Genomic DNA, 25,671 nt, shown 5'->3' with positions numbered 1-25,671 from the left:
TTCACGAGAAAGACCTTTCGGCGGTGGCGTCGACGGTGCCGCACAGCACCACCAGTGGTCGCCCTGTCCGTGGATGGGGCTGCACCAGGGCGTCGAGGCCGTACACCTCCGCGAGCAGTTCGGCGGTCAGCACCGACTCCGTCGGGCCCTCGGCGACCACCCGGCCGTCGCGCAGCACCACCAGGTGATCGCAGTACATCGCGGCCAGGTTCAGGTCGTGCATCGCGGCCACCGTGGTCAGTCCGCGGGCCCGGATCAGCTCGAGGAGTTCGAGCGAAGCCGAGACGTCGAGGTGGTTGGTCGGCTCGTCCAGCAGCAGCACGCATGGTCGCTGCGCGAACGCCCGGGCCAGCTGGGTCTTCTGCTTCTCGCCGCCGGACAGGCTCTGCCACAACCGGTGTCGCAGGTCGGTTATCCCGGCCGTCGCGAGGCATTCGGTGACGACCTCGCCCGTGCCGAGTGCGGCGGGGCGGGCCCAGCCGCCGCGCTGCGGGATGGTGCCGAGTTCGACGATCTGTTCCACCGTCAGGTCCAGTTCTGTGGCCGAATGCTGTTCCACCAGTGCGACGGTCCGCGCGAACTCGCGCCGGTGCATCACGGTCGCCGGTACGTCACCGAGCAGCACCCGTCCGTTCTCGGGACGCTCGAGCCGGGCGATGGTCGACAGCAACGACGTCTTGCCCGACCCGTTCGGACCGATCAGCCCGGTGACCTGTCCGGCAGGGGCCGTGCATGCGACCCGGTCGAGGATCCGACTGCCCCCGGCCGACCAGGTGACGTTCTCGACTCGGATCTCCGGAGTGTGGTGGCTCACGCGCGAACTCCCGGTCGTCGGAGCAGCCACACGAACGCCGGTACCCCGACGATGGCGGTGACGATGCTGATGGGCAGTTCTCGCCCGGGCATGACGGTGCGGGCGGCGATGTCGGCCCACACCAGCAGCAGCGCGCCCATCAGGGCCACCACCGGGAGCAGGCGCGCGTGCAGCGGCCCGACGAGCATGCGGGCCGCATGCGGCACCACGAGCCCGACGAACCCGATGATGCCTGCCTGCGCGACCAGCGCCGCCGTGCACAGCGACGCCACCGCGTACAGCACCCAGCGGGAGCGTTCGACGTTGGTGCCCAGGCTCGCGGCGGCGCGCTCACCGAATGCGAACGAGTCCAGCACCCGGCTGTAGGCGAGGACGATCGTCATCGTCGCAGCGACGACGATCAGGATGCCGACCAGGCCCGGCCAGCGCACACCCGCCACCGAACCGAGGGTCCAGCTCAACACCCGGTGGGCGGCGTCCCGGTCGCCGAAGAGCACCAGCGCCGACGTCAGCGCCGCCGCCAGCTGCCCCACCGCTATCCCGGCGAGGACGAGCCGACCGGACAGCAGCGCACCGGACCGGGAGGTCGCGATGACGAACACCAGCAGCAGGCTCCCGATGGCACCGAGGAACGCGGCCGTCGAGACGGCACCGAATCCGAGGGCGCCCACCGCACTCGCGCCGGTGGTGAGCGCCAGGACCGCGCCCAATGACGCGCCCCCCGACATGCCGAGCAGGTAGGGGTCGGCCAACTGGTTGCCGGTCAGCGACTGGAGCACCGCACCGCACAGGGCGAGCCCTGCGCCGATCGCCGCGGCGGCCAGCACCCGCGGCAACCGCAGGTCGACGACGATGTGCGTGGTGAGCAGGTCGGTGCCAGGGCCGATGCCGAGCCGTCCGGCGATCGACTCGACGACCGTGCCGATCGACAGGTCGGCCGCGCCGATCGCGACCCCGGCCGCGCAGCTCACCGCGAGCAGCGCGACCAGGATCGCCGACCATGCAGTGCTGGTCGTGGTGGCTGCCCGGGCAGGGGCCCGGGTGGACGCGGTCACGCCCCTTCGCCGCCCAACTGCCCCGCGACGAGCGTCGCGCCCTCGATGGTGCGCGGACCCGGCGTGGTCGTCGAGAACGGGAGGACGACGAACGCGTCCTCGCGCACCGCCTTCAGGTCACGCAGCGCCGGGTCGCCGCGGAGGTAGTTCTTCTTCTCCTCGGCCGTGTCCCATGAGGCGTCGGCGAGCACGATGACGTCCGGGTTCGCGGCCAGCACCGTCTCCCAGCTGCCGTCGGCCCAGGATCCGTCCGTGCCTGCGAAGATGTTGGTGCCGCCGACCGCGTCGATGATCAGCTGTGGCCCGCCTGCATTGGCCCCGACGTACGGCGTCGTGGTGTTGCTGTCGTACCAGAAGATGCTCTTGCCCTTCGCGGGCGCCGCCGCCTCGATGCCGGTCAGCGTCTCGCGCATCTGCGCGACCACCGCGTCGGCCTCGTCCTTGCGGCCGAACATCATCCCGTAGTCGGTGATCTCGGTCGCGATCGAATCCCATGCGACCGCGGGTCGCTTCGATTTGTCCTTGCAGCCGAACGGGGAGACATAGGTGGCGACGCCGAGCTCGTCGAACGACTCGTGCGAGCCGACGGCCTTGTCGTCGAACGCGCTCGAGTACGACGCCGTCACCAGGTCGGGCTTGGTCTCGAGCAGGGCCTCCCGGCTCGGGAAGTCCTTCTCGTCGAGAGTCGGGACCTCGGCGTACGCAGACTGCCACTGGGGAGCGATCGTGTCGTCGAGGTAGGCCGTGCCCGCCATCTGGCCCTTGGCGCCGATCGACAGCGCTGTCTCGGTGGCGCCCTGGTTGAGGGTGACGCCCCGTTCGGCGGGCCCGTCGAGGGTCACGGTGCGGCCGCAGTTCTGCAGGGAGACCGCGGCGGTGTGGGTGTCGGAGTTCGACGATCCGCCGCACGCGGACAGGGTGAGAGCGGCAGCGATCGCCGCTGCGGTAGATGCGATGACTCGGTGTGAAACAGGGGTGCGCAAAGCGACCCGCCTTCCATGACTCGTGGAAAACATGCAGGTATGCGTCACGGCCGGTCTCCTGGCTCGGCAGGGATGGCCGCCGGCTACGCCTTCCCGGACGCTTGCGCATCCAGTGGCTGGGGTGGACCCCGAGTAGCCGACGTACCTGCTCACAGTGGCGAGTACCGCGCCGGCTTTGCACCGGACTTCCCGAACACCGCGACAACGGTTGCAGGATAGACCAACGCCCTCTGTGGGCGATCGCCCGCGAATCGGCCGGGCAGCGACCCGATAGGGTTCCGGTGTGCGCCCCTCACTCTCCGACTACGCCCACCTGGCCGGCGGCAAGGTCCGCGACCTCTACACGATCGACGACGAGCACCTGCTGCTGGTCGCGAGCGACCGGATCTCCGCCTACGACCACGTGCTGAGCACCCCGATCCCCGATAAGGGTCGCGTGCTCACCGCGATGAGCGTGTTCTTCTTCGAGCAGCTCGGCGGCACCAACCACCTGGCAGGCGCGCCCGACGACGAGCGGATCCCGGCCGAGGTGCTCGGCCGCGCCCTCGTGGTGCGCAAGCTGAACATGGTGCCGGTCGAGTGCGTGGCCCGTGGCTACCTCACCGGGTCCGGGCTCGCCGACTACCAGCGCACCGGCGCCGTCTGCGGCGTCGAGCTGCCCGAGGGCCTCGTCGAGGCCAGCAAGCTGCCCGAGCCGATCTTCACCCCCGCCACCAAAGCGGTGCTCGGCGAGCACGACGAGAACGTCGACTTCGCGACCGTGATCGATCAGCTCGGTCAGGAGCTGGCGATCAAGCTGCGCGAGGACACCCTCGACATCTATTTCCGGGCAGCCAGTTTCGCCGCGGACCGGGGCATCATCCTGGCCGACACCAAGTTCGAGTTCGGCCTCGACGCCGACGGCAACCTGGTCCTCGCCGACGAGGTGCTCACCCCGGACTCGTCCCGCTACTGGCCAGCCGATGGCTATGAGCCGGGCCGGGTGCAGCCGAGCTTCGACAAGCAGTTCGTCCGCAACTGGCTCACCGGCCAGGAGTCCGGCTGGGACCGGGCGAGCGACACGCCCCCGCCGCCGCTGCCCCAGGAGATCGTCGACGCCACCCGGGCCCGGTACATCGAGGCCTACGAGCGCATCTCCGGGCTGTCCTTCGACGACTGGGTCCAGAGCCCGGTGTAGCCCGCCGCGCCGCGGCACGCACCGCCTAGGCTGGGCGGCATGACTTCGTCCGTCACCCCGGTCAGCAGCCCCATCGCAGCCCCGGTCGCCAAGAAGGTCCCCTCGAGCGCACCCACCACGGCGACACCTTCGTCGACAACTACGAGTGGCTGCGCGAGAAGGACGACCCCGAGGTGCGCGCGTACCTCGAGGCGGAGAACGCCTACACGGAGCAGCAGACCGAGCACCTCGCGCCGTTGCGGGAAACGATCTTCCAGGAGATCAAGGCCCGCACCCAGGAGACCGACCTTTCGGTGCCGTCCCGGATGGGCCAGTGGTGGTACTACTCCCGCAGCTTCGAGGGCAAGCAGTACGGGGTGCAGTGCCGGTGCCCGATCTCAGGCCCGGACGACTGGACCCCGCCGGTGCTCTCCGCCGAGACGGAGATCGAGGGTGAGCAGGTGCTGCTCGACAGCAACCTGCTCGCCGAGGGGCACGACTTCTTCTCCCTTGGTGCGTTCTCGATCACCCTCGACGGCCATCTGCTGGCGTACTCCGTGGACACCGCCGGCGACGAGCGGTACACCCTGCGGTTCAAGGACCTGCGCACCGGTGAGCTGCTCGCCGACGAGATCCCCGGCACCGCGCCCGGCGCCACCTGGTCGGTGGACAACGAGCACGTCTTCTACATGACGGTGGACGAGGCCTGGCGGCCCGACACCGTCTGGCGGCACAAGCTGGGCACCGCGCAGTCCGAGGACGCGCAGGTCTTCCACGAGCCGGACGAGCGGTTCTGGGTCGGCTTCGGGTCCACCCGCAGCGAGAAGTACCTGATGATCTGGATCGGCTCCAAGATCACCTCGGAGATCCGCTGCCTCGAATCGGACGACCCCGAGGGCGAGTTCCGGGTGGTGCTGCCCCGCGTCGACGGTGTCGAGTACAGCGTCGAGCACGCGGTCGTCGCGGGCGAGGACCGGTTCCTGATCCTGCACAACGGCGACGTCGACGGTGTGAAGGCGGAGAACTTCACCCTGGTCGACGCCCCGGTGGCCGACCCGACCGATCAGCGCACCCTGCTCGCGCCGCGCGCGGACGTCCGGCTCGAGGACGCGGAGGCGTTCGCCGGTCACCTGGTGCTGAGCTACCGGCGCGAGGCCCTCACCCGGCTCGCGGTGTGGCCGTTGACCGCCGACGGCTACGGCGAGCTGCGCGAGCTCGAGTTCGACGAGGAGCTGTACTCGGTCGGCGCCGGGTCCAACCCGGAGTGGACGGGGCCGCTGCTGCGGCTGGGCTTCACCTCGTTCATCACGCCCAGCCGGGTGTACGACTACGACGTCGCGACCGGCGAGCTGATGCTGCGTAAGTCGCAGCCGGTGCTCGGCGGCTACGACCCCGACGACTATGAGCAGCATCGGGATTGGGCCACCGCGGCGGACGGGACCAAGATCCCGATCTCGATCGTGCAGCGCAAGGGTGTGACGGCCCCCGCGTCGACGCTGCTCTACGGCTACGGCTCCTACGAGTCCAGCATGGACCCGGGCTTCTCGGTTGCCCGCCTCTCGCTGCTCGACCGGGGCGTGGTGTTCGTGGTCGCGCACGTGCGCGGCGGCGGCGAGATGGGCAGGCACTGGTACGACAACGGCAAGATGCTGACGAAGAAGAACACCTTCACCGACTTCGTCGACTGCGCCCGTCATCTCATCGATGCCGGACGCACCACGCCCGCGCAGCTGGTCGCGGACGGCGGCAGCGCAGGCGGACTGCTGATGGGCGCGGTCGCGAACCTGGCGCCGGAGCTGTTCGCGGGCATCCTGGCGAACGTGCCGTTCGTGGACCCGCTCACCTCGATCCTCGACCCTTCGTTGCCGCTGACGGTGATCGAATGGGACGAGTGGGGAAACCCGCTGGCGGACAAGGCCGTCTACGAGTACATGCGGTCCTACAGTCCCTACGAGAACGTCGCGGCCAAGGACTACCCTGCGATCCTCGCGATCACCAGCATCAACGACACCCGGGTGCTGTACGTCGAGCCTGCCAAGTGGGTGGCCGCGTTGCGTGCGACGAAGACGGGTGACGCGCCGCTGCTGCTCAAGACCGAGATGAGCGCAGGCCACGGCGGCGTGAGCGGTCGCTACGAGAAGTGGAAAGAGGTCGCGTTCGAGTACGCCTGGGTGCTCGCCACGGCGGGCGCGGTGCGGTAATTCGCGCAGCGAAGGATTACATTCATCCCATGACCGACGCAGTGACCCGCCACCACCGCGACCCGATGCCGCGAGAGGAACGGGACGACTGGGTTCCGGTCGACCGACGCATCCTCGGCCTGGATCGTCGAACCCTGTTGCCTGCCATGGGGATTCTCGCGCTGGCGTTCCTGTACGCCACCGTGATCCCCGCGATCGACCGGTCGATCGCCTACGACGACCCGGTGGTGGCGGGCGAGGTGCTGGTGCTCAAGGAGGGGGTGACTGTGGACCCGCCGGACGGGTGGAACCTCGCGTCCGGCCTGCGTACGACCGACGCCACCACGAGCGGTGTCACGGGCACCGACGCGGTGCTCGGCAGCGGGACCATGGTCCTCTCGATGCGGACCACCGACTTCGGCGGGTCTGTCGACGCGCTGCTCGACGAGAGTGCCGGACGCAGCGAGGGGATGTACCGGGCGGAGGGTCTGCGGCTCACCGGTGAGCGGCAGGAGATCTACTCCACCACGGGCACCCGCGGCGTCCTGGAGAAGTTCACCGAACCGGACCGGGAGGGCTTCCTCGCGGCCTTCGTCGACGACGGGACCGCCGTCCTGATCACCGGTGTGGGACTGCCCGGCGACGTCATCGCCGACAACGCCGACGTCGAGGCGACACTCGGCAGCATCCGGTTCGAGCGCAAGGAGGCCACCGAATGACCGCCATCGCCGATGACGCGACCCCGGATGTGGACAAGCAGCGGCAGCTGACCGCGATCGCGCGGTCCGGGTACGGCCGCCCCTACCGGATCTACCAGCCGCGCAACCTCGCGTTCTGGGTGTACTGGCTGATCATGGCGGCCGGGGTGCTCCGCCTGGTGGAGAACCTGAGTCCGGGGGCGCGCGTGCTGACCACCGCGCTGGTGTCCGCTGTGATCGTGTTCGCCCTCTACGCGGTGCCGTTCTGGCTGATCATCGGCCATGTCGACCGATTCAGGAGCGTGCCTGTCAAGGTGCGGGTGCTCGCGTTCCTCTGGGGTGGCTTCGGCGCGACCTTCGGCCTGGCGATCGCCGCGAACGACCCGATCCGCGCGATGTACGCCAAGTTCTACGGCCAGGCGTTCGCGCTGGACTGGAGCGCCGCGCTGACCGCGCCGTTCACCGAGGAGATCGGGAAGGCCGCCGGTTTTGTCTTGATCCTGTTGCTCGCGCCGCGGGTCGTGCGGACCGCTTTCGACGGGGCGATCATCGGCGCATTCATCGGCCTCGGCTTCCAGATCTTCGAGAATGTGCTGTACGCGGTGTCCGCCGCGGGCGGAGCCTTCGGCGCGGAACAGGGGCCGGCCGTGACGCAGGTCATCGTGATGCGCGCCGCCACCGGCATCGCCTCACACACCGTGTACAGCGCGATCTTCTGCATGGGCCTGGTGTGGCTGATCGGCCGCCCGGACGAACCCCGCCGCATCGGCCGCGGCCTGGCGCTCATGGTGGGCGCCATGGCGCTGCACGGCGCATGGGACAGTGCATCCGCGCTGGCGCAGGGCTCGCTCCTCGGCGTGGTCGTGGTGTGGATCCTGGTGCCTGCCGCGATGTTCATCCTGCTGGTGATGGGCCTGCGCCGGGCCGCCGAGCCCGAGCGCGCCTGGGTTCGCGCGATCCTCACCCCCGAGGCCGACCGCGGGATCCTCACCGGCCCCGAGCTGGCCGCGGCGAGCGGCACCGGCCGCGAACGCAAGGCATTCGTCAAGGCGGCGGGTGATCACGCCGCGCGCAAGCGCGCGCGGCACGTGCTGGCCGCGGCCGGCGAACTCGCCGAACAGATCGCGGAGGACGGTGGGCGCGAGACCCCCGCGACCGCGTTCGCCCGAGCCGAGGTCGCCCGGCTCCGCTGATCGATCTCGGGTCCGTGCCTACCGGGCAGGGGGGCGCCCGGCCACACCGCCGAGGAGGATGTCCGGCATTCGCTGGGCGAGAGTCTCGGCCTCGTCGTCCGCCATCAGCAGGCGCAGCACCATGCTGCCGCCGACGATGAACAGCATGGTGGCCTGCGCGTCCAGTGCCGCGGCGTCGGGTTCTCCCTCGCCCCGGTCGTCCGCGCCGCCCCGGCGCAGGGTGTCGGCCAGCATGCCGACGCCGGGCCCGCCGAAGTCGGTCCACAGCGCCGTCAGCAGGTCCTCGCGGTCGCGGAACGCGGCCAGCAGGCCGGGCAGCGCGGCCTTCACCTCCGGCCGGCCGAAGAGCTCGAGGGTGTACGTGCAGGACCGCCGGATCCACTCCGCCGGGTCGGCGGCGTCGGCAACCGGCGTCGCGTCGTCCACCCAGCCGAAGATCGCCTCGAACACCAGGTGCGTCTTGGACGGCCAGCGGCGGTAGAGGGCGGGCTTGCCGACCCCCGCGCGCTCGGCGATCGCCACCATCGTGGTCTGGTCCCACCCTGTCTCGGCCAGCAGCTCCCTGGCAGCGGTCAGCGCGGCGTCGTCGATCGCCGGATTCCGCGGCCGCCCGCGCCTGCGCTCGCCGTCCTTCTCCGCTGTCTCTTCGCCAGAAGTCATTGTGAATAGCGTAACGCGGTGTTACGTTGCAAAAATCGTAACTCGACGTTACGTAATGACGTGGATCACACCGGAGGAAGCTGACATGGCGGAGCTGTTGGAGGGCAAGACGGTCGTGGTCTCGGGGGTCGGTAACGGCCTCGGGCGGGAGATCGCGCTGGCCGCGTACCGCGACGGCGCGAACGTCGTGCTCGGCGCGCGGACCGAGGCGAACCTCAAGGCGGTCGCCGAGGAGGTCGACCCCACCGGGGAGCGGGTCGCGTACGCGGTCACCGACATCCTCGAGAAGGAGGCCTGCGGTGAGCTGATCCGCACGGCCGCCGATCGCTTCGGGGGAGTGGACGCCCTGGTGAACGTGGCCGCGAAGGAGGACGTCTTCGGCGGGCTGGAGGGCGCCGACCTGGACGCATGGAAGTCGATGCTCGACGCCAACGTGATCGGCACGCTCACCCTGACCCAGGCCGCGCTGCCGGAGCTGAAGAAGCGGGGCGGGTCGGTGGTGTTGATCGGTTCGCAGGCGATGTTCCACCCGCAGCTCCCGCAGTCCGCGTACGCCACGTCGAAGGGCGCGTTGCATGCGGCGATGTGGTCGCTGGCGAAGGAGCTCGGCCCGTACAAGATCCGGGTCAACACCGTCGTCCCCACCTGGATGTGGGGACCCCCTGTCGAGCTGTACGTCGGGCTCGCGGCCGCCGAGCGCAAGGTTCCCGAGGAGACCATCATCGGCGAGATCACCAAGAACATGCCGCTCGGCGAGGTGCCCGCCGACGACGATGTGGCCAACTCGGTGGTCTTCTTCGCCTCCGACCGGGCCCGGATGCTCACCGGCCAGACCCTGTTCGTCAACGCCGGCGAGTACTTCCGCTGATCGGTGAAACCTGTTGATGCACATCACTCTTTGAGAGGCAGCAAGGCATGAAGCACAAGGTCATCGTCTGGGGAACCGGCGTCGTCGGCAAGCTGGTCATCCGTGAGCTGATCGATCACCCGGCCTTCGAGCTGGTCGGCGTCATCGTGCACGACCCCGCCAAGGACGGCGTCGATGTCGGCACCCTGATCGGTGTCGATCCGGTAGGGCTGTCCGCCACAACAGATTTCGAGGCGGCCCTCGCCGTCGAGGCCGACGCGGTGGCCTACTACGGTCCGACCGCGGAGTACGCGGTGCAGAACATCGACAACATGACGGCGGCGCTGCGCTCCGGCAAGCACGTGGTGTCCACCTCGATGACGCCGTTGGTCTACCCCGAGCCGTGCCCGCCGGAGATGAAGGTCGCGCTTGAGCAGGCCTGTCAGGAGAGCGGAAAGTCCTGCTTTACCACGGGAATCGACCCCGGGTTCGCCAACGACCTGTTCCCGATGACCCTGATGGGCGTCTGCGGCCGGGTCGACAGCGTGCGGGTGCAGGAACTGCTGGACTACGCCACCTACGAGGGTGACTACGGCCCCACCATGGGTATCGGCGCGCCGATCGAGCAGGCTGCGGTGCTGGAGATCCCGGAGGTCCTGATCTTCGCCTGGGGCCACACCATCCCGATGATCGCCGATGCGGTGGGGGTGAAGCTGGACCGGATCGACACCGTCTACGAGAAGTGGGCGGCCACCGAGCCGATCGAGTACAAGTTCGGCGTCATCGAACCCGGCCACTGCGCCGCGGTGCGATTCGAGATCCGCGGCTGGGTGGGCGACGAGGCGAAGATCGTCATCGAGCACGTCAACCGGATCACCAACGACGCGGCCACCCACTGGCCGCGGGCCACCTCGGTGGACAACGACGTGTACCGGGTGATCATCAAGGGCAGCCCGAACATCACCCAGGAGACCGTGTTCCGCGGCGAACAGGATGACAACCCGATCACCGGTGGTTGTCTGGCGACCGGGATGCGCGCCATCAACGCGATCCCGTTCCTTGGCGACGCCAAGCCCGGCCTGCTCTCCGCGCTCGACTTGCCGCTGATCGCAGGCAGGGGCACCATCCGATCATGAACCTCCTGCTGACCGGCGCGTTCGGCAACATCGGCTCGCACGTGCTGGCCGAGTTGCTGGCCCGCGGTCACCGGGTGCGATGTCTCGCCCTCGACACCCCCGAGGACCGGCGCCGGGCGCGCGGGTTCGCGGGGTGGACACGGTGTGGGGCGACATCCGGGACGCCGAGGTGGTCGCGGCGGCCGTCGCGGGCGTCGAGGTGGTGCTGCACCTGGCGGCGATGATCCCGCCCGCGAGCGAGCTCGATCCGGAGCTGGCCAGGCAGATCAACGTGGACGGCACCCGCAATGTCGTCGACGCGTGCCTGGCGCAGCCGCGTCCGCCGAAGCTGTTGTTCGCCTCCACCTTCGACGTGCACGGTCACACGCTGGACCGGGACCCGCCGCGGCGGGTTGACGATCCGCGGGTCGCCACCGATGCGTACACGGCGCACAAGATCGAGGGCGAGGACATGGTGCGGGAGTCCGGCCTGGACTGGTTCATCCCCCGCTTCGCGGATGTCCCGATCCTGGGGCTGCGCAAGCCGGACCCGATCATGTTCGAGATCGGCCTGGAGAACCGGATCGAGGTGCTGCACCCCGCCGACGCCGCGGTCGCGGTCGCGAACGCCCTCGAGACCCCGGCGGTGTGGGGACGGGTGTTGTTCCTCGGCGGCGGCGCGGGCTGTCAGATCACCTATCGCCAGTTCCTGACCGAGATGCTGGGCGCGATGGGCCTGGACATGCTGCCGGACGATGCGTTCAGCGGCAAGGTCTACGCCACCGACTGGGTGGACACGGCGGCCGGTCAGCGACTGCTGGGCTACCAGCGCCGCGTCTTCGACGACATCGTCTCGGACATCGCCGCGACCCTCGGGTGGCGGCGGCACCTGATGCCGCTCGCCAGGCCGTTCGCGCGGCGGGCCATGCTGCGGATGAGTCCCTATGCGGGCCCAACACGGGTGCCCGCCGCGCCGCGGTGAGGCGTCAGCGCCAGACGTAGCGCACCTGCGGCCTGCCCGCGCGCCCGTACTCCGTGTGCCGGTCCACCAGTCCGTCCTCGGCCATCCGCTCGAGATACCGCCAGGCGGTGACCCGGGAGACGCCTGCGGCCTCCGCCGCCTGTGAGGCGTTCACGCCGGATTCCGAGGCTCGCACTGCCGAGGAGATCTCCTGCAGGGTCTGCGGTGCAACACCTTTCGGTGCGGACGAGCGCTCATCGGCGCTCCGTAGGACGGCCATCGCGCGGTCCACGTCCCGCTGGCTGACCGCCTTTTCGCCGGTCGGCAGCGCCCGGCGGAACTCGAGGTACCGCTCGAGCTTGTCCCGGAAGGCCGCGAAGGTGAACGGCTTGAGCAGGTACAGCACGACGCCCTGCGCGACGGCCGCGCGGACCATCGACAGGTCGCGGGCCGAGGTGATCGCGATGATGTCGGGGGTCGGCCGCACCCCGCCGAGCGCGGCCGCGACGTCGAGGCCGCTGCCGTCGGGCAGCCCGAGGTCGAGCAGGATCAGGTCGATCGGCTCGTCGGTGGCGTTGGCCGCGGCGACCGCCCGGACCGCTGCGCCGCCGGTGTGCACCACCGAGTGCACCGTGAACCCTGGCACCCGGCCGACGTAGGTGCGGTGCGCCTCCGCGATGAGGGGCTCGTCCTCGACGACCAGTACGCGGATCATTCGGTGTCTCCGAGGGGGATGCGGACGAGGACCACCGAACCGTAGGTCATCTCGGCGCTGATGGTGCCGCCGTGCCGGGTGACCACCTGCATCACCAGCGCCAGGCCGAGCCCGCGTTGATCGGACTTGGTCGAGTATCCCCGCGCGGTGGCCCGCTCCAGTGCCTCGGGGACATCCCCGGTCCGCTGTCCGCGACCCGGACGCTGAGCTCGGGGCCGTCGGACCGCAGCGTGACCTCCACCCACGGCCGCTCGTCCCCGGCGTCCGCGCCGGCCGCGTCGATGGCGTTGTCGACGAGATTGCCCACGAGCGTGACCAATTCGCGGGCGGTGAGGGGGCCGGTGGCAGGCAGCGCGGTGTCATCGGTGACCGTGAGGTCGACCCCACGCTCGGCGGCCTGGTTCACCTTGCCCAACAGCAGGGCCGCCAGGGCCGGCTCCGCGATGGCCGTGGTCAACCGGTCGATGAGCTGCTGCGACAGCGCGAGCTCGGCCGTGGCGAACGCGACGGCCTCCTCGGTGCGGCCGAGTTCGACCATGGTGACGACGGTGTGCAGCCGGTTCGCCGACTCGTGCGCCTGGGAGCGGAGCGACTCGGTGAACAGTCGCACGGAATCGAGTTCACCGGTGATGCTCTGCAGTTCGGTGTGATCGCGCAGGGTGGTCACGGTGCCGATCATCCGGCCATCGAAGGACACCGGATCCTGGTTCACCACGAGCACGCGGTCCCCGGTCAGGTGGACCTCGTCCTTCACCGGGCCCGGCCCCATGGTTCGCAGCGACTCCGGCAGCTGCGCGCGGGTGACCGGGCCGTCGGGCAGCGTCAACAGGCGTCGCGCCTCGTCGTTGACCACCTCGGCGACGTCCGAACCCGCGTCGAAGACGAGCAGACCCTCGCCGATCGAGTGCAGCACCGCGTCGTGGTGTTCGTAGAGGGTGCGCAGCTCGGCGGGGGCGAGGCCGAGCGTCTGGCGGCGCAGTCGCCTGCTGAGCAGGACCGAGCCGAGGGCCGCCACGACGAGGGCAACGGCCGTCACCGCGAGCAGCAGCGGCAGCCCGCGCAGGAACTGGTCGCTGATCTTCTCCCTGGTGACGCCCGCCGCCACCAGCCCGACGATGCGGCCCCCGGCGTACACCGGTGTCACCGCGCGGATCGACGGGCCGAGCGATCCGGCGTAGGTCTCCGTGAAGGTCTCGCCCGCCAGCGCGCGCTCGATGTGGCCGCTGAACGGCTGCCCGATCAGGGCGGGATTGGTGTGCGTATACCGGGTGCGGTCCGGCGCCATCACGACGATGAAATCGATGCCGGTGGCCAGTCGGATCCGCTCGGTCTGCGGCTGCAGCGCCGCGCTGGGGTCGGGGGAGAGCAGCCCCGCCGCCGTCGAATCGGCCCAGGCGATCGACTCGGCGACCGCCGTCACCTCGCGCTCGGTGGCCGCGTCGGCGTCGCGTCGCTCGTCGAGAATCGTCACCACGCTGCCGGTCAGCACGACCACGGCCAGCACCAACAGCTGCAGCACCAACACCTGGCCGGCGAGACTCGCGCGCCGTCGGGACCTGATCATTCGTCCGTCCTCTCGTGAACGAAATGCACGCAACCGTGACTGCCGTCGCGGCGCGCTACACCATTCTTCATGAGGCGAAGTGATGCAGCTCACTTCCTTGAGAGGCAGTCAAGAGGACCAGTCATGACCATCGATTCGAAGCGGGACGATACGCCACCACCGCCGACCGCGGGCAAGCGTGACCGGACCCATTGGCTGTACCTGGGAGTGATCGTCGCAGTGGTCGCCGGTGTGCTCGTCGGCTGGCTCGCACCGGAATTGGGCAAGTCCCTCGGGGTGCTCGGCACCCTGTTCATCAGCCTGATCAAGATGATGATCAGCCCGGTCATCTTCTGCACGATCGTGCTGGGCATCGGCTCGGTGAAGGCGGCGGCCAGCGTCGGCAAGGTCGGCGGGCTGGCACTGGCCTACTTCCTCGGGATGTCAACGGTCGCGCTCGGTATCGGCCTGCTCGTCGGCAACCTGCTCGACCCCGGTAGCGGACTGCACCTGAGCGCCGCGACCTCCTCGGCCGGCGCGGACCTCGCCGAGAAGGCGCACGGCGCGGGCGGCACCATGGACTTCATCGCCGGGATCATCCCGACGTCGCTGCTGTCCTCTCTCACGGTCGGCAGCGTGTTGCAGACGCTGTTCGTGGCGCTGCTGGTCGGGTTCGGGCTGCAGTCCATGGGCAAGCAGGGCGAACCGATCCTGCGCGGGATCGGCTACGTCCAGAAGTTGGTGTTCCGGATCCTGGCGATGATCCTGTGGCTGGCGCCCATCGGTGCCTTCGGGGCCATCGCGAACGTGGTCGGCCAGACCGGTCTCGGCGCCGTCGTGCAGCTGGGCACGCTGATGGTCGGCTTCTACATCACCTGCGCGATCTTCGTCTTCGGTGTGCTCGGCCTGATGCTGCGGGCGGTGTCCGGGTTCTCGATCTTCAAGCTGGTCCGCTACCTGGCCCGGGAATACCTGCTGATCTTCGCGACCTCCTCCTCCGAGTCGGCGCTGCCGCGGCTGATCGCGAAGATGGAGCACGTCGGGGTGCAGCGCACCACCGTCGGCATCGTGGTGCCCACCGGGTACTCCTTCAACCTCGACGGCACCGCCATCTACCTGACCATGGCGTCGATCTTCATCGCCGACGCGATGGGGCAGCCGCTCGCGATCCCAGAACAGCTCTCCCTGCTGGTGTTCATGATCATCGCGTCGAAGGGTGCTGCGGGCGTCAGCGGGGCGGGCCTGGCGACCCTCGCCGGTGGGCTGCAGAGCCATCGGCCGGAACTGCTCGACGGCGTCGGGCTGATCGTCGGCATCGACCGGTTCATGTCCGAGGCCCGCGCGGTCACCAACTTCTCCGGCAACGCGGTGGCCACCCTGCTGATCGGGACCTGGACGCGCACCGTCGACGCGTCGCGGGTGCGGACGGTGCTGGACGGGAAGCTGCCGTTCGACGAGACGACCATGGTGGACGATCACCTGCCCGAGGACGGTCCGATCGCCGTCCCGCACGATGGCAGCGAGAAGGTCGGCGCCGCACGAGTTCCCGTACCGTTGGCCTCATGACGAACCCCCTGAACATCGAGATCAACACCCTCGGCGGGGCCCCGACCTCGCTCGGCGCCTACGACGGCAACGCGATCCTGCTGGTCAATGTCGCCTCCAAGTGCGGGCTCACGCCGCAGTACACGGCGCTCGAGCAGCTGGCAAAGGACTACGCGGACCGCGGCCTCACCGTGGTCGGCGTGCCCTGCAACCAGTTCATGGGGCAGGAGCCCGGCACCGCCGAGGAGATCGAGACCTTCTGCTCGACGACCTACGGTGTCTCGTTCCCGCTGCTGGAGAAGATCGAGGTCAACGGCGAGGGCAGGCACCCGCTGTACGCCGAGGTCACCAAGGCCGCCGACGCCGAGGGCGCGGCAGGCGACGTGCAGTGGAACTTCGAGAAGTTCCTGCTCGCGCCCGACGGCACCGTGGCGAACCGCTTCCGCCCGACAACCGTTCCGGATGCGCCCGAGGTCGTCGCGGCCATCGAGGCCGTGCTGCCGAAGTAGCAACGCAGCCGACGAAGGCGGTCACGCACCTGGTGCGTGACCGCCTTCTCGCGTTCACCCGAACAGTGCGGCGAGCCGCTCGACGCGCGCGGCCTCGTTGTCCGGCGCGAGCCGCTGCCCGCGCGTGAGCACGCACATCCCGTGCAGCGCGCTCCAGAAGACCTCGGCCCTGGTCCCGGCGTCGCCGGTCGAACTGCCTCCGATCGCCGACACCAGCGTCTCGAATCCGGCCCGTAGTTCCGGCGGGGTCGATTCGTGTGCGAACCGCACCCCCAGTCGCATCGAGAACATGGCCTCGTAGGTCGCGGGATTGACCGCCGCGAAGTCCAGGTAGGCGCGGATGAACGCCGTCAGCCGTCCAGCCTCGTCGGCGTCCTCCAGTGCCTGCCGCATGGCCGTGGTGAAATCCCCGAATCCGGCCAGCGCGACCGCGCTGACGATGCCGTCCCTGCCCTCCGGGAAGTGCCCGTACAGCACCGGAGGGCTGTACTCGATCTCATCGGCCAGGCGCCGCGTGGTCACGGCGGGCCAGCCCTCCTTCTCGGCGATGGTCCGAGCGCATTCGACGATCCTGTGCGCGCGATCCTGCCGCTCCCTCTCCTTGCGTTCTCGAACTCCCATGCCAAAACTCTATCACTGATAGACAAGCGTTCATCGGTACGCTAACGTTGGTAGAAATACTACAAACGAAAGGCTCGGCCATGTTGAACTGGATCGGACTCGTCATCAGCTGGATCGGTGCGCTCGGAATCATCACCATCGGTGTGGCCTACATGGGCAAGAACGCGAAGAACGCGGCCGGCTTCGGTCTGCCCACCAGCCCGGCGCCGGAAGCGCGCGGCTGGTGGCAGGTCAAGGGCATTCGCGACATCGTTACGGGCCTGCTGGTGATCGTCTTCACCTTCGCCGCGCGCGACCAGCTCGCGCTCCTGATGCTGCTGCTGGCCGTCATTCCCCTCGGCGACATGTGGATCGTGTTGACCAACGGTGGTCCGCGCAAGACCGCGTACGGAGTCCACGGGGCCACCGCGGTCGCGATGATCGCCGCAGCCGGGCTGTTGGTCGCATGACCGGCGAGGAGCGCGCGGCCTCGGCCCGGGCGGACCAGGCCGAGGTCGTGGGGAACGACCGCGCCGCGATGCACCTGCTGTACGACGCCTCGGACACGGCTGGCGCGCTCAGCTCGCTCGAGGTCCGGCTCGGGGTCGGGGCGGACGGCGCAGCCCCGCACTTCCACACCAGATCCTCGGAGCTGTTCTATGTCCTCGACGGCGAGCTGCGCGTGATGGCAGGCGACGAGATCGTGACCGTGGCTGCGGGCGGATCCCTCGTGGTGCCCAAGCTCATGCCGCATGCGTTCGGCGCGACGCCGGACTCCGCGGCCCGGGTGCTGATCGTGCTGACCCCGGGGTGCAGCGGTTCGAGTACTTCCGGCTGCTCGCGAGGATCCAGGCGGGGGAGGCGTCGGTGGAGGAGCTCGCACCCGCCCAGGAGGAGTACGACAACCACTTCGTCGATGCGCCGCAGTGGTGGGAGGACCGCAACGGGTCGCGCGACCGCCAGTAGGTTCGGCTGCAGTGGTGCTCGCCGAATGCTCACGTCGGCGTCAGCGGCCGTACATCTTCGGGTGCCACCCTTGGCGTATGGCCGGACAGCTGATCGTGTCGCTCTCGGGGATCCGGGTGGAGACCAGGGACCTCGCCGCCGACTTCGCTCGGGAGATGGACGAGCGCGGGGTGCCGCTCTCGCTGCTCGTCGCCCCGCGCTTGAAGGACAAGTACCGGCTGGTCCGCGACGAGGACACCCAGGTCTGGCTGCGGCGGCGGCAGGCGGGCGGCGACGCCATCGTGCTGCACGGATACGACCAGGCCGCCACCAAGAAGCGCCGCGCCGAGTTCGCGGCCCTGCCCGAGCACGAGGCCGCGCTGCGGTTGCTGGCCGCGGACCGGGTGATGGAGGAGACCGGGCTGCGCACGCGCGTGTTCGCCGCGCCCCGCTGGCTGGCCTCGCCCGGCGCGGTGGCCGCGCTGCCCCGCACCGGGTTCCGGCTGCTCGCCGGGGCCACGGGCATCCACGACCTCGAGCGCGGCACGGTGGTACGGGCCCGGGTTCTCGGTGTCGGCGAGGGTTTCCGGGCGGAGCCCTGGTGGTGCCGGGCGCTGGTGCTGGGCGCGGGCCGGGCCGCCCGTCGCGGCGGGGTGGTTCGCCTCGCGATCTCCGCCAAGCAGCTCGGGCGGTCCGGCCCGCGGCAGGCCCTGCTCGACGCCGTCGACCTGTCGCTGCACCACGGCGCGCAGCCGACCGGATACCGCTGGCAGGACAGGGGTTCCGGGTCACGGGTGGCCTGAGTCGGTCCCACCGCTGGTCCGCGGTTGAGTTTGTTGGGCGAGGCCCTCCGACGTATGCCACGGCCGCGTAATCTCCGCTATTAGTTCGAGATCTGCCACGCCAACTGGACGTTTGGTCTAGTGTCCGATTCGTTTGACGTATGGACCAATCGGACAGTGGAGGTCACGTGACCCGGAAATCTCTCTCCCGGCGGGGGTTTCTTGCTGCCGGCGCCGGCGCGGCCGCCGCTGTCGCCGCCACCTCGATGCTGCCGCCGTCGCTGCAGCGTGCGCTGGCTACGCCGGCCCGCCCGGGAGGACTCGAGTCGGTCGAGCACGTCGTCCTGATCATGCAGGAGAACCGGTCGTTCGACCACTACTACGGAATGTTGCGCGGCGTACGCGGATTCGGTGACCCCAACTCGTTGCGGTTGCGGACCGGAGCCTCCGTATTCGAGCAGCCGGGCCCGAACGGTCCGGTGCTCCCGTTCCCGATCCGGGACTCCGCCGCCGCCCAGCGGATGGACACCCAGAACGTCACCGGGCTCGACCACAGCTGGGAGGGCGGACACCAGTCCCTTGCCGACGGCTGGCACGACGGCTGGATCGCGGCGAAGACGGGCACGACGATGGCCTACTACGACCGCCAGGACATCCCGTTCCACTACGAGCTCGCGGACGCCTTCACGATCTGCGACGCGTACCACTGCTCGGTGCCGACGTCGACCAGCCCGAACCGCAACTACTGGGTGTCCGGGTACACCGGATTCGAACCCGCCGGCCTGCTCCCGGCCGGGGCGGCCGGGTTGACCGGGTCGGCGGGGCCGGCCGGGTCGTCGGAGCCGGGTCCGGAGGGGCGCGCTGTCACCAACGCCGCCTACGACCCCTGGCACGCCGGCTACGGGTGGACCACTGTCCCGGAGCGGCTGCAGGCCGCAGGCATCTCCTGGAAGACGTACCAGGAGTGGGACAACTTCGGAGACAACAACCTCGAGTACTTCACCACCTTCAAGAAGGTCGGTGCCCACCTGCTGGGGAACCCCGGCCTTGTCCCGTACGAGCTGCAGACGCTGGCAGGCTTCTACCTCGCGCTGCCCGAGTTGCCGCCCGCTGCCCAGGACGTGGCGATCCGCGCCCTCGAGGCCGCCGTCGGCCAGCTGTCCCCGGCCGACCGGCAGCTGTACGACCGTGCGCTGTACCGGTCGCGGCCGGGCACCCTTGCCGCCGAGTTCCGCAAGGACGTCGAGTCGGGCAAGCTGCCGCAGGTCAGCTATCTGGTTCCGTCCGAGGTCGATTCGGAGCATCCGTCCGGATCGTCGCCTGCGGCGAGCGCGACGCTGCTGTACCAGGTGCTCGACGCCATCGCCTCCGACCCGGATCTCTGGGCGAAGACCGCCGTGATCGTCAACTTCGACGAGAACGACGGCTACTTCGACCACGTTCCGCCGCCGCGCCCGCCGCTCTCGGTCGGCTCGGAGTGGGTGGCCGGTCAGCCCCTCGGTCTCGGGCCTCGGGTACCGATGACGATCATCTCGCCATGGACCGTTGGCGGGTTCGTGTGTTCGCAGGTGTTCGACCACACGTCGGTGAACCAGTTCCTGGAGAAGCGATTCGGGATCACGCAACCGGAGATCGACCCGTGGCGACGCACGGTCAGTGGGGACCTGACCTCGGCCTTCGACTTCGCCAACCCGCGCAGTCGGCCGAACGTCGCCCGCCCGCGGCCCACCCCGCCGCTGGAGCCGAGGTGGACGCCGACTCCGCCTGCCCTGCAGCGAATGCCGCTGCAGGAGAGTGGAAGCCGACCCGCCAGGGCGCTGCCGTACCAGCCCGACGCGTCTGCGACGGTGGACCCTGGTGCTCGTTCGCTGACGGTGCGTCTGGTCAATGCCGGTGCCGCCTCGGCACATCTCGCCCTGTACCCCTACGCCGGTGAGTTCGACGCGCCGCGGCACTACGACGTCCGCGGTGAGGCAGACGACACCGTCGCTCTCCCCGGTCCGCGTTACAGCCTGACCCTATTGGGCCCCAACGGTTTCAGGAGAGAGTTCGCAGGCTCGACCGACGGTGCGGCGGCCGCGCTCGAACTGTCCACCAGGGTCGATGCGGCGGCGGGAGCGCTCGACCTGACGGTGAAGAACCCCGGGGAGCGTGAGCTGACCGTCGTGATCGACGGCCAGCGCCGTCGACTAGCGGCAGGCGGAAGGGAATCGCTGAGGGTGCGGTCGGTCGACGGCTGGTATCAGGCGACCGTGACCGTCGATGAGGACCCGGACTTCCGGCGCAGTCTCGTCGGACACATCGAGAACGGCCGGGCCAGCGTCAGCCAACCGATCTGAGTCGGCGACGGGGCGTTACGCCCGGGAAGGGCACGTTTGTTCAACCAATCGTCCTAGGAGGTTCTGTGCGGCGCATCCGGCTCTTGGCAATGATCATGGCGGGCTCGCTGGCTGTGGGTGGCGGCGTTGCCGCCGCCCGGAGCAGCCTGCCCGCGACGGGGAGCGGAGGTGGCAGCACCGCGTCGGCACCGTCCTACCTGAAGGACGATGCCGGCCGCTCCCTGATCCTGCGAGGGTTCAACACCGCATCGAGCGCAAAGGGTGCGCCCGATGGCATGCCGAAGTTCACCGAGGCGGACCTCGAACGCGAGCATGCCGACATGGGAACGAACTTCGTGCGCTTCCTGATCTCGTGGCGCTCGGTGGAACCCGCTCCGGGACAGTACGACCAGGCGTACCTGGATCGCGTCGAGGATCGGGTCAGCTGGTACGCCGAGCGCGGCTACAAGGTGATGCTCGACATGCACCAGGACGTGTACTCGGGTGCGATCACTCCCGAGGGCAATGCCGGCAACGGCGCCGGAAACATCGGCAACGGCGCGCCGGAATGGGCGACGTACACGGACGGGCTCCCGGTCGGAAAGCAGGACCGGTGGGAGTTGTTGTACCTCGAGCCCGGCGTGACGCGGGCATTCGACAACTTCTGGAACACCACCGGCAAGCACCCCGAACTCATGGAGCACTACGCGAACACGTGGCGGGCGGTTGCCGAGCGGTTCGCGGCCAACGACGCCGTCGTTGCGTACGACCTGATGAACGAGCCGTGGGGAGGCTCCATGCAGGGTTCGGCGTTCGAGTCCGGACCGCTCGCCTCGCTGTATCAGCGGACCACCGACGCCATTCGCCAAGTCGACCAGGACAGCTGGGTGTGTGTGGCCCCGCAGGCGGTCGGCGTCAACCAGGGAATCCCCAGCGGGCTCACCAAGATCGACGACCCCCGCGCCGGCGAGCAGCGAATCGCCTACTGCCCGCACCTCTACCCGCTTCCCCTCGACATCGGTGACGGGTACTCGGGTGTGTCGCGCACCCTCACCGACGCGACCATCGCCGCCTGGCGCGCCAGCGTCGAGCACATCGCGGGCACCGTACTCGGCGGCGCACCGATCATCGTCGGCGAGTTCGGCCTCGACACCACGCTGCCCGGCGCCCGTGATTACCTCGATCGCGTCTACGGGACCGCCCGAGAACTCGGGGCGGGAGTCTCGTACTGGTCCAGCGATCCAGGACCATGGGGCCCGTACCTGCCCGACGGCACGCGGACGCTGCTCGTCGGCACCCTGAACAAGCCGTACCCGCGTGCTGTGGCGGGCACGCCAACCGATTGGTCGTCGGCTGTTGACCGCCTACAGCTGACGCTGCACCCCGACCCCGCGGTCACGGCACCCACCGAGATCTACCTGCCCAAGAGCGGATTCCCCGGCGACGTCAAGGTCGAGGGCGCGGACGTCGTGGACTGGAATCGGCAGAGCCGACTGCTCACCGTCCGGACCGCAACCGGCGCAAGTAGCGCGACCGTCACGGTGACGCCTGCAGCCTGATCCCGGTTGCAGCGGCACCGGCGCACGAAAACGGGGCGCGACCCGATGGGTCGCGCCCCGTTCAGACGATCAGAGTCGGGTGACCTTCAGCCCACCGTCGTGATAGTCGGCGCGCAGGCGCTTCTTGTCGAACTTGCCGACGCTGGTCTTCGGGACCGCGTCGATCAGAGTCCAGTTCTCCGGCACCTGCCACTTGGCGACCTTGCCCGCCAGGAACTGCTGCAGCTCCGCGACGGTCGTCGTGGCGCCCTCGCGCAGCACCACCGCGACCAGGGGGCGTTCGTCCCACTTCTCGTCGGGCACGCCGATGACAGCGGCCTCGGCGACGGAGGGGTGTCCCATCACGGCGTTCTCCAGGTCGACCGAGGAGATCCACTCGCCGCCGGACTTGATGATGTCCTTCGAGCGGTCCGAGAGGCTGAGGTAGCCGTCGGGCGTGATCGATCCGACGTCGCCGGTCCTGAGCCAGCCCTTGTCGAACTTGTCCGCCGCGTCGACCCCGTAGTAGGACGCGGTGATCCAGGGTCCGCGGACCTCGAGCTCGCCGACGGAAGTGCCGTCGTTGGGGAGGACGGCACCGTCGTCGCCGACGAGGCGGGCCTGCACGGAGGCGGGGAACCGGCCCTGGGTGTAGCGGTACTTCCACATCTCCTCGCCGGTGGTGCCTGCGGGCGGACGGGCCACCGAACCCAGCGGGGAGGTCTCGGTCATGCCCCAGGCGTGCAGCACCGAGACGCTGTGCTCGTCCTCGAAGGTGTGCATGAGGGCGGGCGGCACCGCGGATCCGCCGATCAGCACCTCCCGCATCGAGGAGATGTCCTGCGGGTGGTGCTCGAGGTGCAGGTGCAGGCCCTGCCAGATGGTGGGCACCGCGGCGGCGAGGGTGGGCTTCTCGGCGGCGATCAGCTCGGCGAGCGGGGCGGGCTGCAGGAAGCGGTCCGGCATGATCAGCGAGGCGCCGATCATGAACGCGGCGTACGGCAGGCCCCAGGACATGGCGTGGAACTGCGGCACAACCGCCAGTGCGCGGTCGCCCTGTGCGAGGTTCGGGCCGTCGGACATGCACACCTGCATCGAATGCAGGTAGATCGAACGGTGCGAGTAGACAACACCTTTCGGGTCACCGGTGGTGCCGGAGGTGTAACACATCGCCGCGGCGCTGCGCTCGTCGACCTCCGGCCAGTCGAACTCGCCCGGCCGGCCCTCGATCAGGCCCTCGTAGGTGTGCACCTGCACCCCCTCGGGGCCTCGAGCCCGGCGGTGGAGGAGCCGGTGACGATCACGTGCTTGACGGTGGTCAGCTGTGGCAGCTGCGGCGCCAGCAGTGGGACGAGGGACGGATCGACGATGATCACGTGGTCTTCGGCGTGGTTGGCCACGTGCACCAGCTGCTCCGGGAACAGTCGGATGTTCAGCGTGTGCAGGACCGCGCCCATCGACGGCACCGCAAGGTATGCCTCGAGGTGCTCGGAGTTGTTCCACATGAACGTCGCGACCCGCTGGTCGCCGGTGACACCGAGGCCGCGCAGGGCGTGCGCCAGCGCCGCGCAACGCCTACCCACCTCGGCGTAGGAGGTGCGGCGGGGGCCCGACGCGGTCCACGTCACCACCTCCGCCGCGCCGTGCACCGTGCTCCCGTGCCGAAGCAGTTGGGCGATCGACAGCGGGGCGTCTTGCATCGTGCTCAGCATGTGTGACTCCTGTGTGACGGCGACTGATGACTGTGACCGTAGTCACCCTGCCGTGCCGGTGCTCGTCCGCCCCATGGCCGCCGCGGCGGGTCAGCTCACCTCGGTGCCGGACTCGGCCGGCAGCACCAGGAACTCGGTTCCGACGGGCCCCATCTCGCGCAGTCGGCCGTAGTAGATGCCGGTCGCGGGGTCGTTGATGATGCCCTGGTGGATCGGCACCGCGACCCGCGGCGCGACAGCCCGCAGGTAGTCGACGGTCTCGGAGATCTTCATCCACGGCGCGACGGCGGGGATGGCCAGCACGTCGACCTGCTGCTCGGGCACGAACAGGGCATCGCCCGGGTGCAGCAGCCGCGCGGGCGCGGCCGGATCGCCGAGGAGGTAGCCGGTGTTGTCGATCACCGGGATCTCCGGGTGGATCACCGCGTGCCGCCCGCCGACCCCGGTGACCTGGACGTCGCCGATGGCGAACGAGTCGCCCGCGTGCACAGCCGTCCATCGGCCGCCGAGCTGCCCCGCCGTCTGCGGATCCGCGTACAGCGCCGCCCCGGGTTCGCCTCGACCAGGGCGGGCAGCCGCGCCGGGTCGGCGTGGTCGGGATGCTGGTGGGTGATGAGGATGGCGTCAAGGCCGGTGATGCCCTCGAAGCCGTGCGAGAAGTTGCCGGGGTCGAACAGGACGGTTGCCCCGTCGATCTCGGCGAGCACGCAGGAGTGGCCGAAGTGGGTCAGTCGCATGGGTTCGAGTATGCGCCGGTAAACTGCCTGTTGCCCGGCGGATCATTCCCGGGCGCACCGGAGCACCTAGCGAGGAGCAGCACGTGGCCCGTGTCGTTGTCGATGTCATGCCCAAGGCCGAGATTCTCGATCCCCAAGGGCAGGCAGTTGTCGGCGCCCTGCCCCGACTCGGGTTCACCGGAGTGTCGGATGTTCGCCAGGGCAAGCGTTTCGAGCTCGAGGTCGACGACAGCGTCGACGACGCCGAGCTGGAGAAGATCGCCGAGTCGCTGCTGTGCAACACGGTGATCGAGGACTGGAAGGTCACCCGAGTCCAGTGAGCGCCCGTATCGGAGTCATCACTTTCCCCGGCACCCTCGACGACGTCGACGCTGCCCGTGCGGTGAACCTGGCAGGCGGCGAGGCGGTCAGCCTCTGGCACGGCGATGCCGATCTCAAGGGCGTCGACGGGGTCATCGTGCCCGGCGGCTTCTCCTACGGCGACTACCTGCGCTGCGGCGCCATCGCCCGGTTCGCGCCGGTGATGGAAGAGGTCATCAAGGCCGCGGCGGGCGGCATGCCGGTGCTCGGCATCTGCAACGGCTTCCAGGTGCTGTGCGAGGCGGGACTGCTCCCCGGCGCCCTGACCCGCAACGAGGGCCTGCACTTCATCTGCCGGGACCAGTGGCTGAAGGTGGAGTCCACCTCGACCGCGTGGTCCTCGAGGTACGAGTCGGGCGCCGAGATCCTCATCCCGCTCAAGTCCGGCGAGGGCCGGTACCAGGCCTCGGAGAAGGTCCTCGACGAGCTCGAGGGCGAGGGCCGCGTGGTGTTCCGCTACTCGGGCGACAACCCGAACGGCTCGCAGCGCGCGATCGCGGGCATCGCCTCGGCGAACGGCCGGGTCGTCGGCCTGATGCCGCATCCCGAGCACGCGACCGAGTCGCTGACCGGACCCAGCGACGACGGCCTCGGCATGTTCTACTCGGCGCTGGACGCGGTCCTCACCGCCTGAGCTGAGTTCGAGTCGAATCCCGCACAAAGGGCGGACCGGTCATCCGGTCCGCCTTTTTGCTACCGTCCGGC

21 protein-coding genes, 5 pseudogenes and 1 riboswitch are annotated in these 25,671 nt (G+C 69.5%); of the genes and pseudogenes, 17 read left to right on the top strand and 9 right to left on the bottom strand.

All coding sequences use genetic code 11. From position 1 onward, the window contains the following. Position 1: 1 nt before the first annotated feature. The 3 genes from BTZ20_RS22190 to BTZ20_RS22180 are packed head-to-tail and all read right to left on the bottom strand — an operon-like array spanning position 2 to position 2,852. A complete protein-coding gene (locus BTZ20_RS22190; RefSeq protein ID WP_077042838.1) occupies positions 2-814 on the bottom strand; it encodes an ABC transporter ATP-binding protein in 813 nt (270 codons plus the stop codon). Further along, positions 811-1,869, bottom strand: coding sequence for a FecCD family ABC transporter permease (locus BTZ20_RS22185; protein ID WP_077042837.1), 1,059 nt, complete (start codon positions 1,867-1,869; stop codon positions 811-813). The genes BTZ20_RS22190 and BTZ20_RS22185 overlap by 4 nt, the downstream gene beginning before the upstream one ends. Beyond that, positions 1,866-2,852, bottom strand: coding sequence for an ABC transporter substrate-binding protein (locus BTZ20_RS22180; RefSeq protein ID WP_223263470.1), 987 nt, complete (start codon positions 2,850-2,852; stop codon positions 1,866-1,868). Before BTZ20_RS22180 ends, BTZ20_RS22185 begins: the two co-directional genes overlap by 4 nt. A gap of 30 nt (positions 2,853-2,882) precedes the next feature. Next, positions 2,883-3,068: riboswitch (cobalamin riboswitch) on the bottom strand. A 67-nt stretch (positions 3,069-3,135) separates the two neighbouring features. Here BTZ20_RS22180 and BTZ20_RS22175 point away from each other — a divergent pair. The 4 genes and pseudogenes from BTZ20_RS22175 to BTZ20_RS22160 all read left to right on the top strand — a co-directional run bounded on the left by BTZ20_RS22175 (position 3,136) and on the right by BTZ20_RS22160 (position 8,079). Next, positions 3,136-4,029, top strand: a complete 894-nt coding sequence (locus tag BTZ20_RS22175; RefSeq protein ID WP_077042836.1) for a phosphoribosylaminoimidazolesuccinocarboxamide synthase — start codon at positions 3,136-3,138, stop codon at positions 4,027-4,029. A 39-nt stretch (positions 4,030-4,068) separates the two neighbouring features. Beyond that, a pseudogene (locus tag BTZ20_RS22170) lies at positions 4,069-6,209 on the top strand (S9 family peptidase). A 29-nt stretch (positions 6,210-6,238) separates the two neighbouring features. Further along, the gene (locus BTZ20_RS22165; protein WP_083742789.1) at positions 6,239-6,907 is read left to right on the top strand and encodes a hypothetical protein; all 669 of its coding nucleotides are present in this window, start codon (positions 6,239-6,241) and stop codon (positions 6,905-6,907) included. Next, positions 6,904-8,079: a PrsW family intramembrane metalloprotease gene (locus BTZ20_RS22160; protein ID WP_077042835.1), complete on the top strand. Its 1,176-nt coding sequence runs from the start codon at positions 6,904-6,906 to the stop codon at positions 8,077-8,079. The genes BTZ20_RS22165 and BTZ20_RS22160 overlap by 4 nt, the downstream gene beginning before the upstream one ends. An 18-nt stretch (positions 8,080-8,097) precedes the next feature. Here BTZ20_RS22160 and BTZ20_RS22155 read toward each other — a convergent pair whose 3' ends face one another. Further along, positions 8,098-8,739: a TetR/AcrR family transcriptional regulator gene (locus BTZ20_RS22155; protein WP_077042834.1), complete on the bottom strand. Its 642-nt coding sequence runs from the start codon at positions 8,737-8,739 to the stop codon at positions 8,098-8,100. A gap of 85 nt (positions 8,740-8,824) precedes the next feature. Between BTZ20_RS22155 and BTZ20_RS22150 the strand changes: the two genes are divergently transcribed. The 4 genes from BTZ20_RS22150 to BTZ20_RS22140 are packed head-to-tail and all read left to right on the top strand — an operon-like array spanning position 8,825 to position 11,683. Beyond that, positions 8,825-9,607 (top strand): SDR family oxidoreductase, encoded by a 783-nt coding sequence (locus BTZ20_RS22150; RefSeq protein WP_077043901.1) that lies wholly within the window; start codon positions 8,825-8,827, stop codon positions 9,605-9,607. A 47-nt stretch (positions 9,608-9,654) separates the two neighbouring features. Further along, a complete protein-coding gene (locus BTZ20_RS22145; protein ID WP_077042833.1) occupies positions 9,655-10,722 on the top strand; it encodes a dihydrodipicolinate reductase in 1,068 nt (355 codons plus the stop codon). Next, on the top strand, positions 10,719-10,946 hold the full coding sequence (locus tag BTZ20_RS28600) for an NAD-dependent epimerase/dehydratase family protein (RefSeq protein WP_223263469.1): 228 nt from the start codon (positions 10,719-10,721) through the stop codon (positions 10,944-10,946). The genes BTZ20_RS22145 and BTZ20_RS28600 overlap by 4 nt, the downstream gene beginning before the upstream one ends. After that, positions 10,856-11,683 (top strand): NAD-dependent epimerase/dehydratase family protein, encoded by an 828-nt coding sequence (locus tag BTZ20_RS22140; RefSeq protein ID WP_223263468.1) that lies wholly within the window; start codon positions 10,856-10,858, stop codon positions 11,681-11,683. Before BTZ20_RS28600 ends, BTZ20_RS22140 begins: the two co-directional genes overlap by 91 nt. Positions 11,684-11,687: 4 nt before the next feature. Here BTZ20_RS22140 and BTZ20_RS22135 read toward each other — a convergent pair whose 3' ends face one another. Both BTZ20_RS22135 and BTZ20_RS22130 read right to left on the bottom strand, forming a co-directional pair. Next, positions 11,688-12,377, bottom strand: coding sequence for a response regulator (locus BTZ20_RS22135; RefSeq protein WP_077042832.1), 690 nt, complete (start codon positions 12,375-12,377; stop codon positions 11,688-11,690). After that, positions 12,374-13,941 (bottom strand): annotated as a pseudogene (locus BTZ20_RS22130) (ATP-binding protein). The gene BTZ20_RS22135 and the pseudogene BTZ20_RS22130 overlap by 4 nt, the downstream one beginning before the upstream one ends. Positions 13,942-14,064: 123 nt before the next feature. Here BTZ20_RS22130 and BTZ20_RS22125 point away from each other — a divergent pair. Both BTZ20_RS22125 and BTZ20_RS22120 read left to right on the top strand, forming a co-directional pair. Beyond that, complete coding sequence (locus tag BTZ20_RS22125) at positions 14,065-15,486, top strand: cation:dicarboxylate symporter family transporter (RefSeq protein ID WP_077042831.1); 1,422 nt, start codon at positions 14,065-14,067, stop codon at positions 15,484-15,486. Next, the gene (locus BTZ20_RS22120; RefSeq protein ID WP_077042830.1) at positions 15,483-15,974 is read left to right on the top strand and encodes a glutathione peroxidase; all 492 of its coding nucleotides are present in this window, start codon (positions 15,483-15,485) and stop codon (positions 15,972-15,974) included. The genes BTZ20_RS22125 and BTZ20_RS22120 overlap by 4 nt, the downstream gene beginning before the upstream one ends. A gap of 54 nt (positions 15,975-16,028) precedes the next feature. Here BTZ20_RS22120 and BTZ20_RS22115 read toward each other — a convergent pair whose 3' ends face one another. After that, on the bottom strand, positions 16,029-16,595 hold the full coding sequence (locus BTZ20_RS22115; RefSeq protein ID WP_077042829.1) for a TetR/AcrR family transcriptional regulator: 567 nt from the start codon (positions 16,593-16,595) through the stop codon (positions 16,029-16,031). 80 nt (positions 16,596-16,675) lie between these two features. Here BTZ20_RS22115 and BTZ20_RS22110 point away from each other — a divergent pair, with 80 nt between their 5' ends. The 5 genes and pseudogenes from BTZ20_RS22110 to BTZ20_RS22090 all read left to right on the top strand — a co-directional run bounded on the left by BTZ20_RS22110 (position 16,676) and on the right by BTZ20_RS22090 (position 22,178). After that, positions 16,676-17,044 (top strand): DUF4267 domain-containing protein, encoded by a 369-nt coding sequence (locus tag BTZ20_RS22110; protein WP_077042828.1) that lies wholly within the window; start codon positions 16,676-16,678, stop codon positions 17,042-17,044. A 68-nt stretch (positions 17,045-17,112) separates the two neighbouring features. Beyond that, a pseudogene (locus BTZ20_RS22105) lies at positions 17,113-17,540 on the top strand (cupin domain-containing protein). 77 nt (positions 17,541-17,617) lie between these two features. Continuing rightward, complete coding sequence (locus BTZ20_RS22100; RefSeq protein ID WP_077042827.1) at positions 17,618-18,322, top strand: DUF2334 domain-containing protein; 705 nt, start codon at positions 17,618-17,620, stop codon at positions 18,320-18,322. A gap of 167 nt (positions 18,323-18,489) precedes the next feature. Further along, positions 18,490-20,640, top strand: coding sequence for a phosphocholine-specific phospholipase C (locus BTZ20_RS22095; protein ID WP_083742788.1), 2,151 nt, complete (start codon positions 18,490-18,492; stop codon positions 20,638-20,640). A gap of 65 nt (positions 20,641-20,705) precedes the next feature. After that, complete coding sequence (locus tag BTZ20_RS22090) at positions 20,706-22,178, top strand: cellulase family glycosylhydrolase (protein ID WP_077042825.1); 1,473 nt, start codon at positions 20,706-20,708, stop codon at positions 22,176-22,178. Between the two features lie 69 nt (positions 22,179-22,247). On the opposite strand, the pseudogene BTZ20_RS22085 reads toward BTZ20_RS22090, so the two are convergent. Next, positions 22,248-23,869 (bottom strand): annotated as a pseudogene (locus BTZ20_RS22085) (long-chain fatty acid--CoA ligase). A gap of 90 nt (positions 23,870-23,959) precedes the next feature. Next, a pseudogene (locus tag BTZ20_RS22080) lies at positions 23,960-24,606 on the bottom strand (MBL fold metallo-hydrolase). An 83-nt stretch (positions 24,607-24,689) separates the two neighbouring features. Between BTZ20_RS22080 and purS the strand changes: the two are divergent. Both purS and purQ read left to right on the top strand, forming a co-directional pair. Beyond that, positions 24,690-24,926, top strand: coding sequence for a phosphoribosylformylglycinamidine synthase subunit PurS (gene purS, locus BTZ20_RS22075; RefSeq protein WP_027503415.1), 237 nt, complete (start codon positions 24,690-24,692; stop codon positions 24,924-24,926). Further along, positions 24,923-25,600: a phosphoribosylformylglycinamidine synthase subunit PurQ gene (gene purQ, locus BTZ20_RS22070; RefSeq protein ID WP_027503414.1), complete on the top strand. Its 678-nt coding sequence runs from the start codon at positions 24,923-24,925 to the stop codon at positions 25,598-25,600. The genes purS and purQ overlap by 4 nt, the downstream gene beginning before the upstream one ends. The last annotated feature ends 71 nt before the right edge of the window (positions 25,601-25,671 follow it).

Origin of the sequence: Rhodococcus sp. MTM3W5.2 (assembly GCF_001984015.1) — a bacterium.
GTDB lineage: Bacteria > Actinomycetota > Actinomycetes > Mycobacteriales > Mycobacteriaceae > Rhodococcus_G > Rhodococcus_G oryzae.
The sequence above is the reverse complement of the archived record's forward strand: the minus strand, read 5'-3'. Positions and strand labels throughout refer to the sequence as shown.

What these genes read in the sequence shown, in the direction of transcription:
- BTZ20_RS22120 (WP_077042830.1), top strand. Translation starts at nt 15,483, where the DNA reads ATGACGAACCCCCTGAACATCGAGATCAACACCCTCGGCGGGGCCCCG.
- BTZ20_RS22160 (WP_077042835.1), top strand. Translation starts at nt 6,904, where the DNA reads ATGACCGCCATCGCCGATGACGCGACCCCGGATGTGGACAAGCAGCGG.
- BTZ20_RS22115 (WP_077042829.1), bottom strand. Translation starts at nt 16,595, where the DNA reads ATGGGAGTTCGAGAACGCAAGGAGAGGGAGCGGCAGGATCGCGCGCAC.
- BTZ20_RS22110 (WP_077042828.1), top strand. Translation starts at nt 16,676, where the DNA reads ATGTTGAACTGGATCGGACTCGTCATCAGCTGGATCGGTGCGCTCGGA.
- BTZ20_RS22125 (WP_077042831.1), top strand. Translation starts at nt 14,065, where the DNA reads ATGACCATCGATTCGAAGCGGGACGATACGCCACCACCGCCGACCGCG.
- BTZ20_RS22100 (WP_077042827.1), top strand. Translation starts at nt 17,618, where the DNA reads ATGGCCGGACAGCTGATCGTGTCGCTCTCGGGGATCCGGGTGGAGACC.
- BTZ20_RS22155 (WP_077042834.1), bottom strand. Translation starts at nt 8,739, where the DNA reads ATGACTTCTGGCGAAGAGACAGCGGAGAAGGACGGCGAGCGCAGGCGC.
- BTZ20_RS22150 (WP_077043901.1), top strand. Translation starts at nt 8,825, where the DNA reads ATGGCGGAGCTGTTGGAGGGCAAGACGGTCGTGGTCTCGGGGGTCGGT.
- BTZ20_RS22135 (WP_077042832.1), bottom strand. Translation starts at nt 12,377, where the DNA reads ATGATCCGCGTACTGGTCGTCGAGGACGAGCCCCTCATCGCGGAGGCG.
- BTZ20_RS28600 (WP_223263469.1), top strand. Translation starts at nt 10,719, where the DNA reads ATGAACCTCCTGCTGACCGGCGCGTTCGGCAACATCGGCTCGCACGTG.
- BTZ20_RS22145 (WP_077042833.1), top strand. Translation starts at nt 9,655, where the DNA reads ATGAAGCACAAGGTCATCGTCTGGGGAACCGGCGTCGTCGGCAAGCTG.
- BTZ20_RS22165 (WP_083742789.1), top strand. Translation starts at nt 6,239, where the DNA reads ATGACCGACGCAGTGACCCGCCACCACCGCGACCCGATGCCGCGAGAG.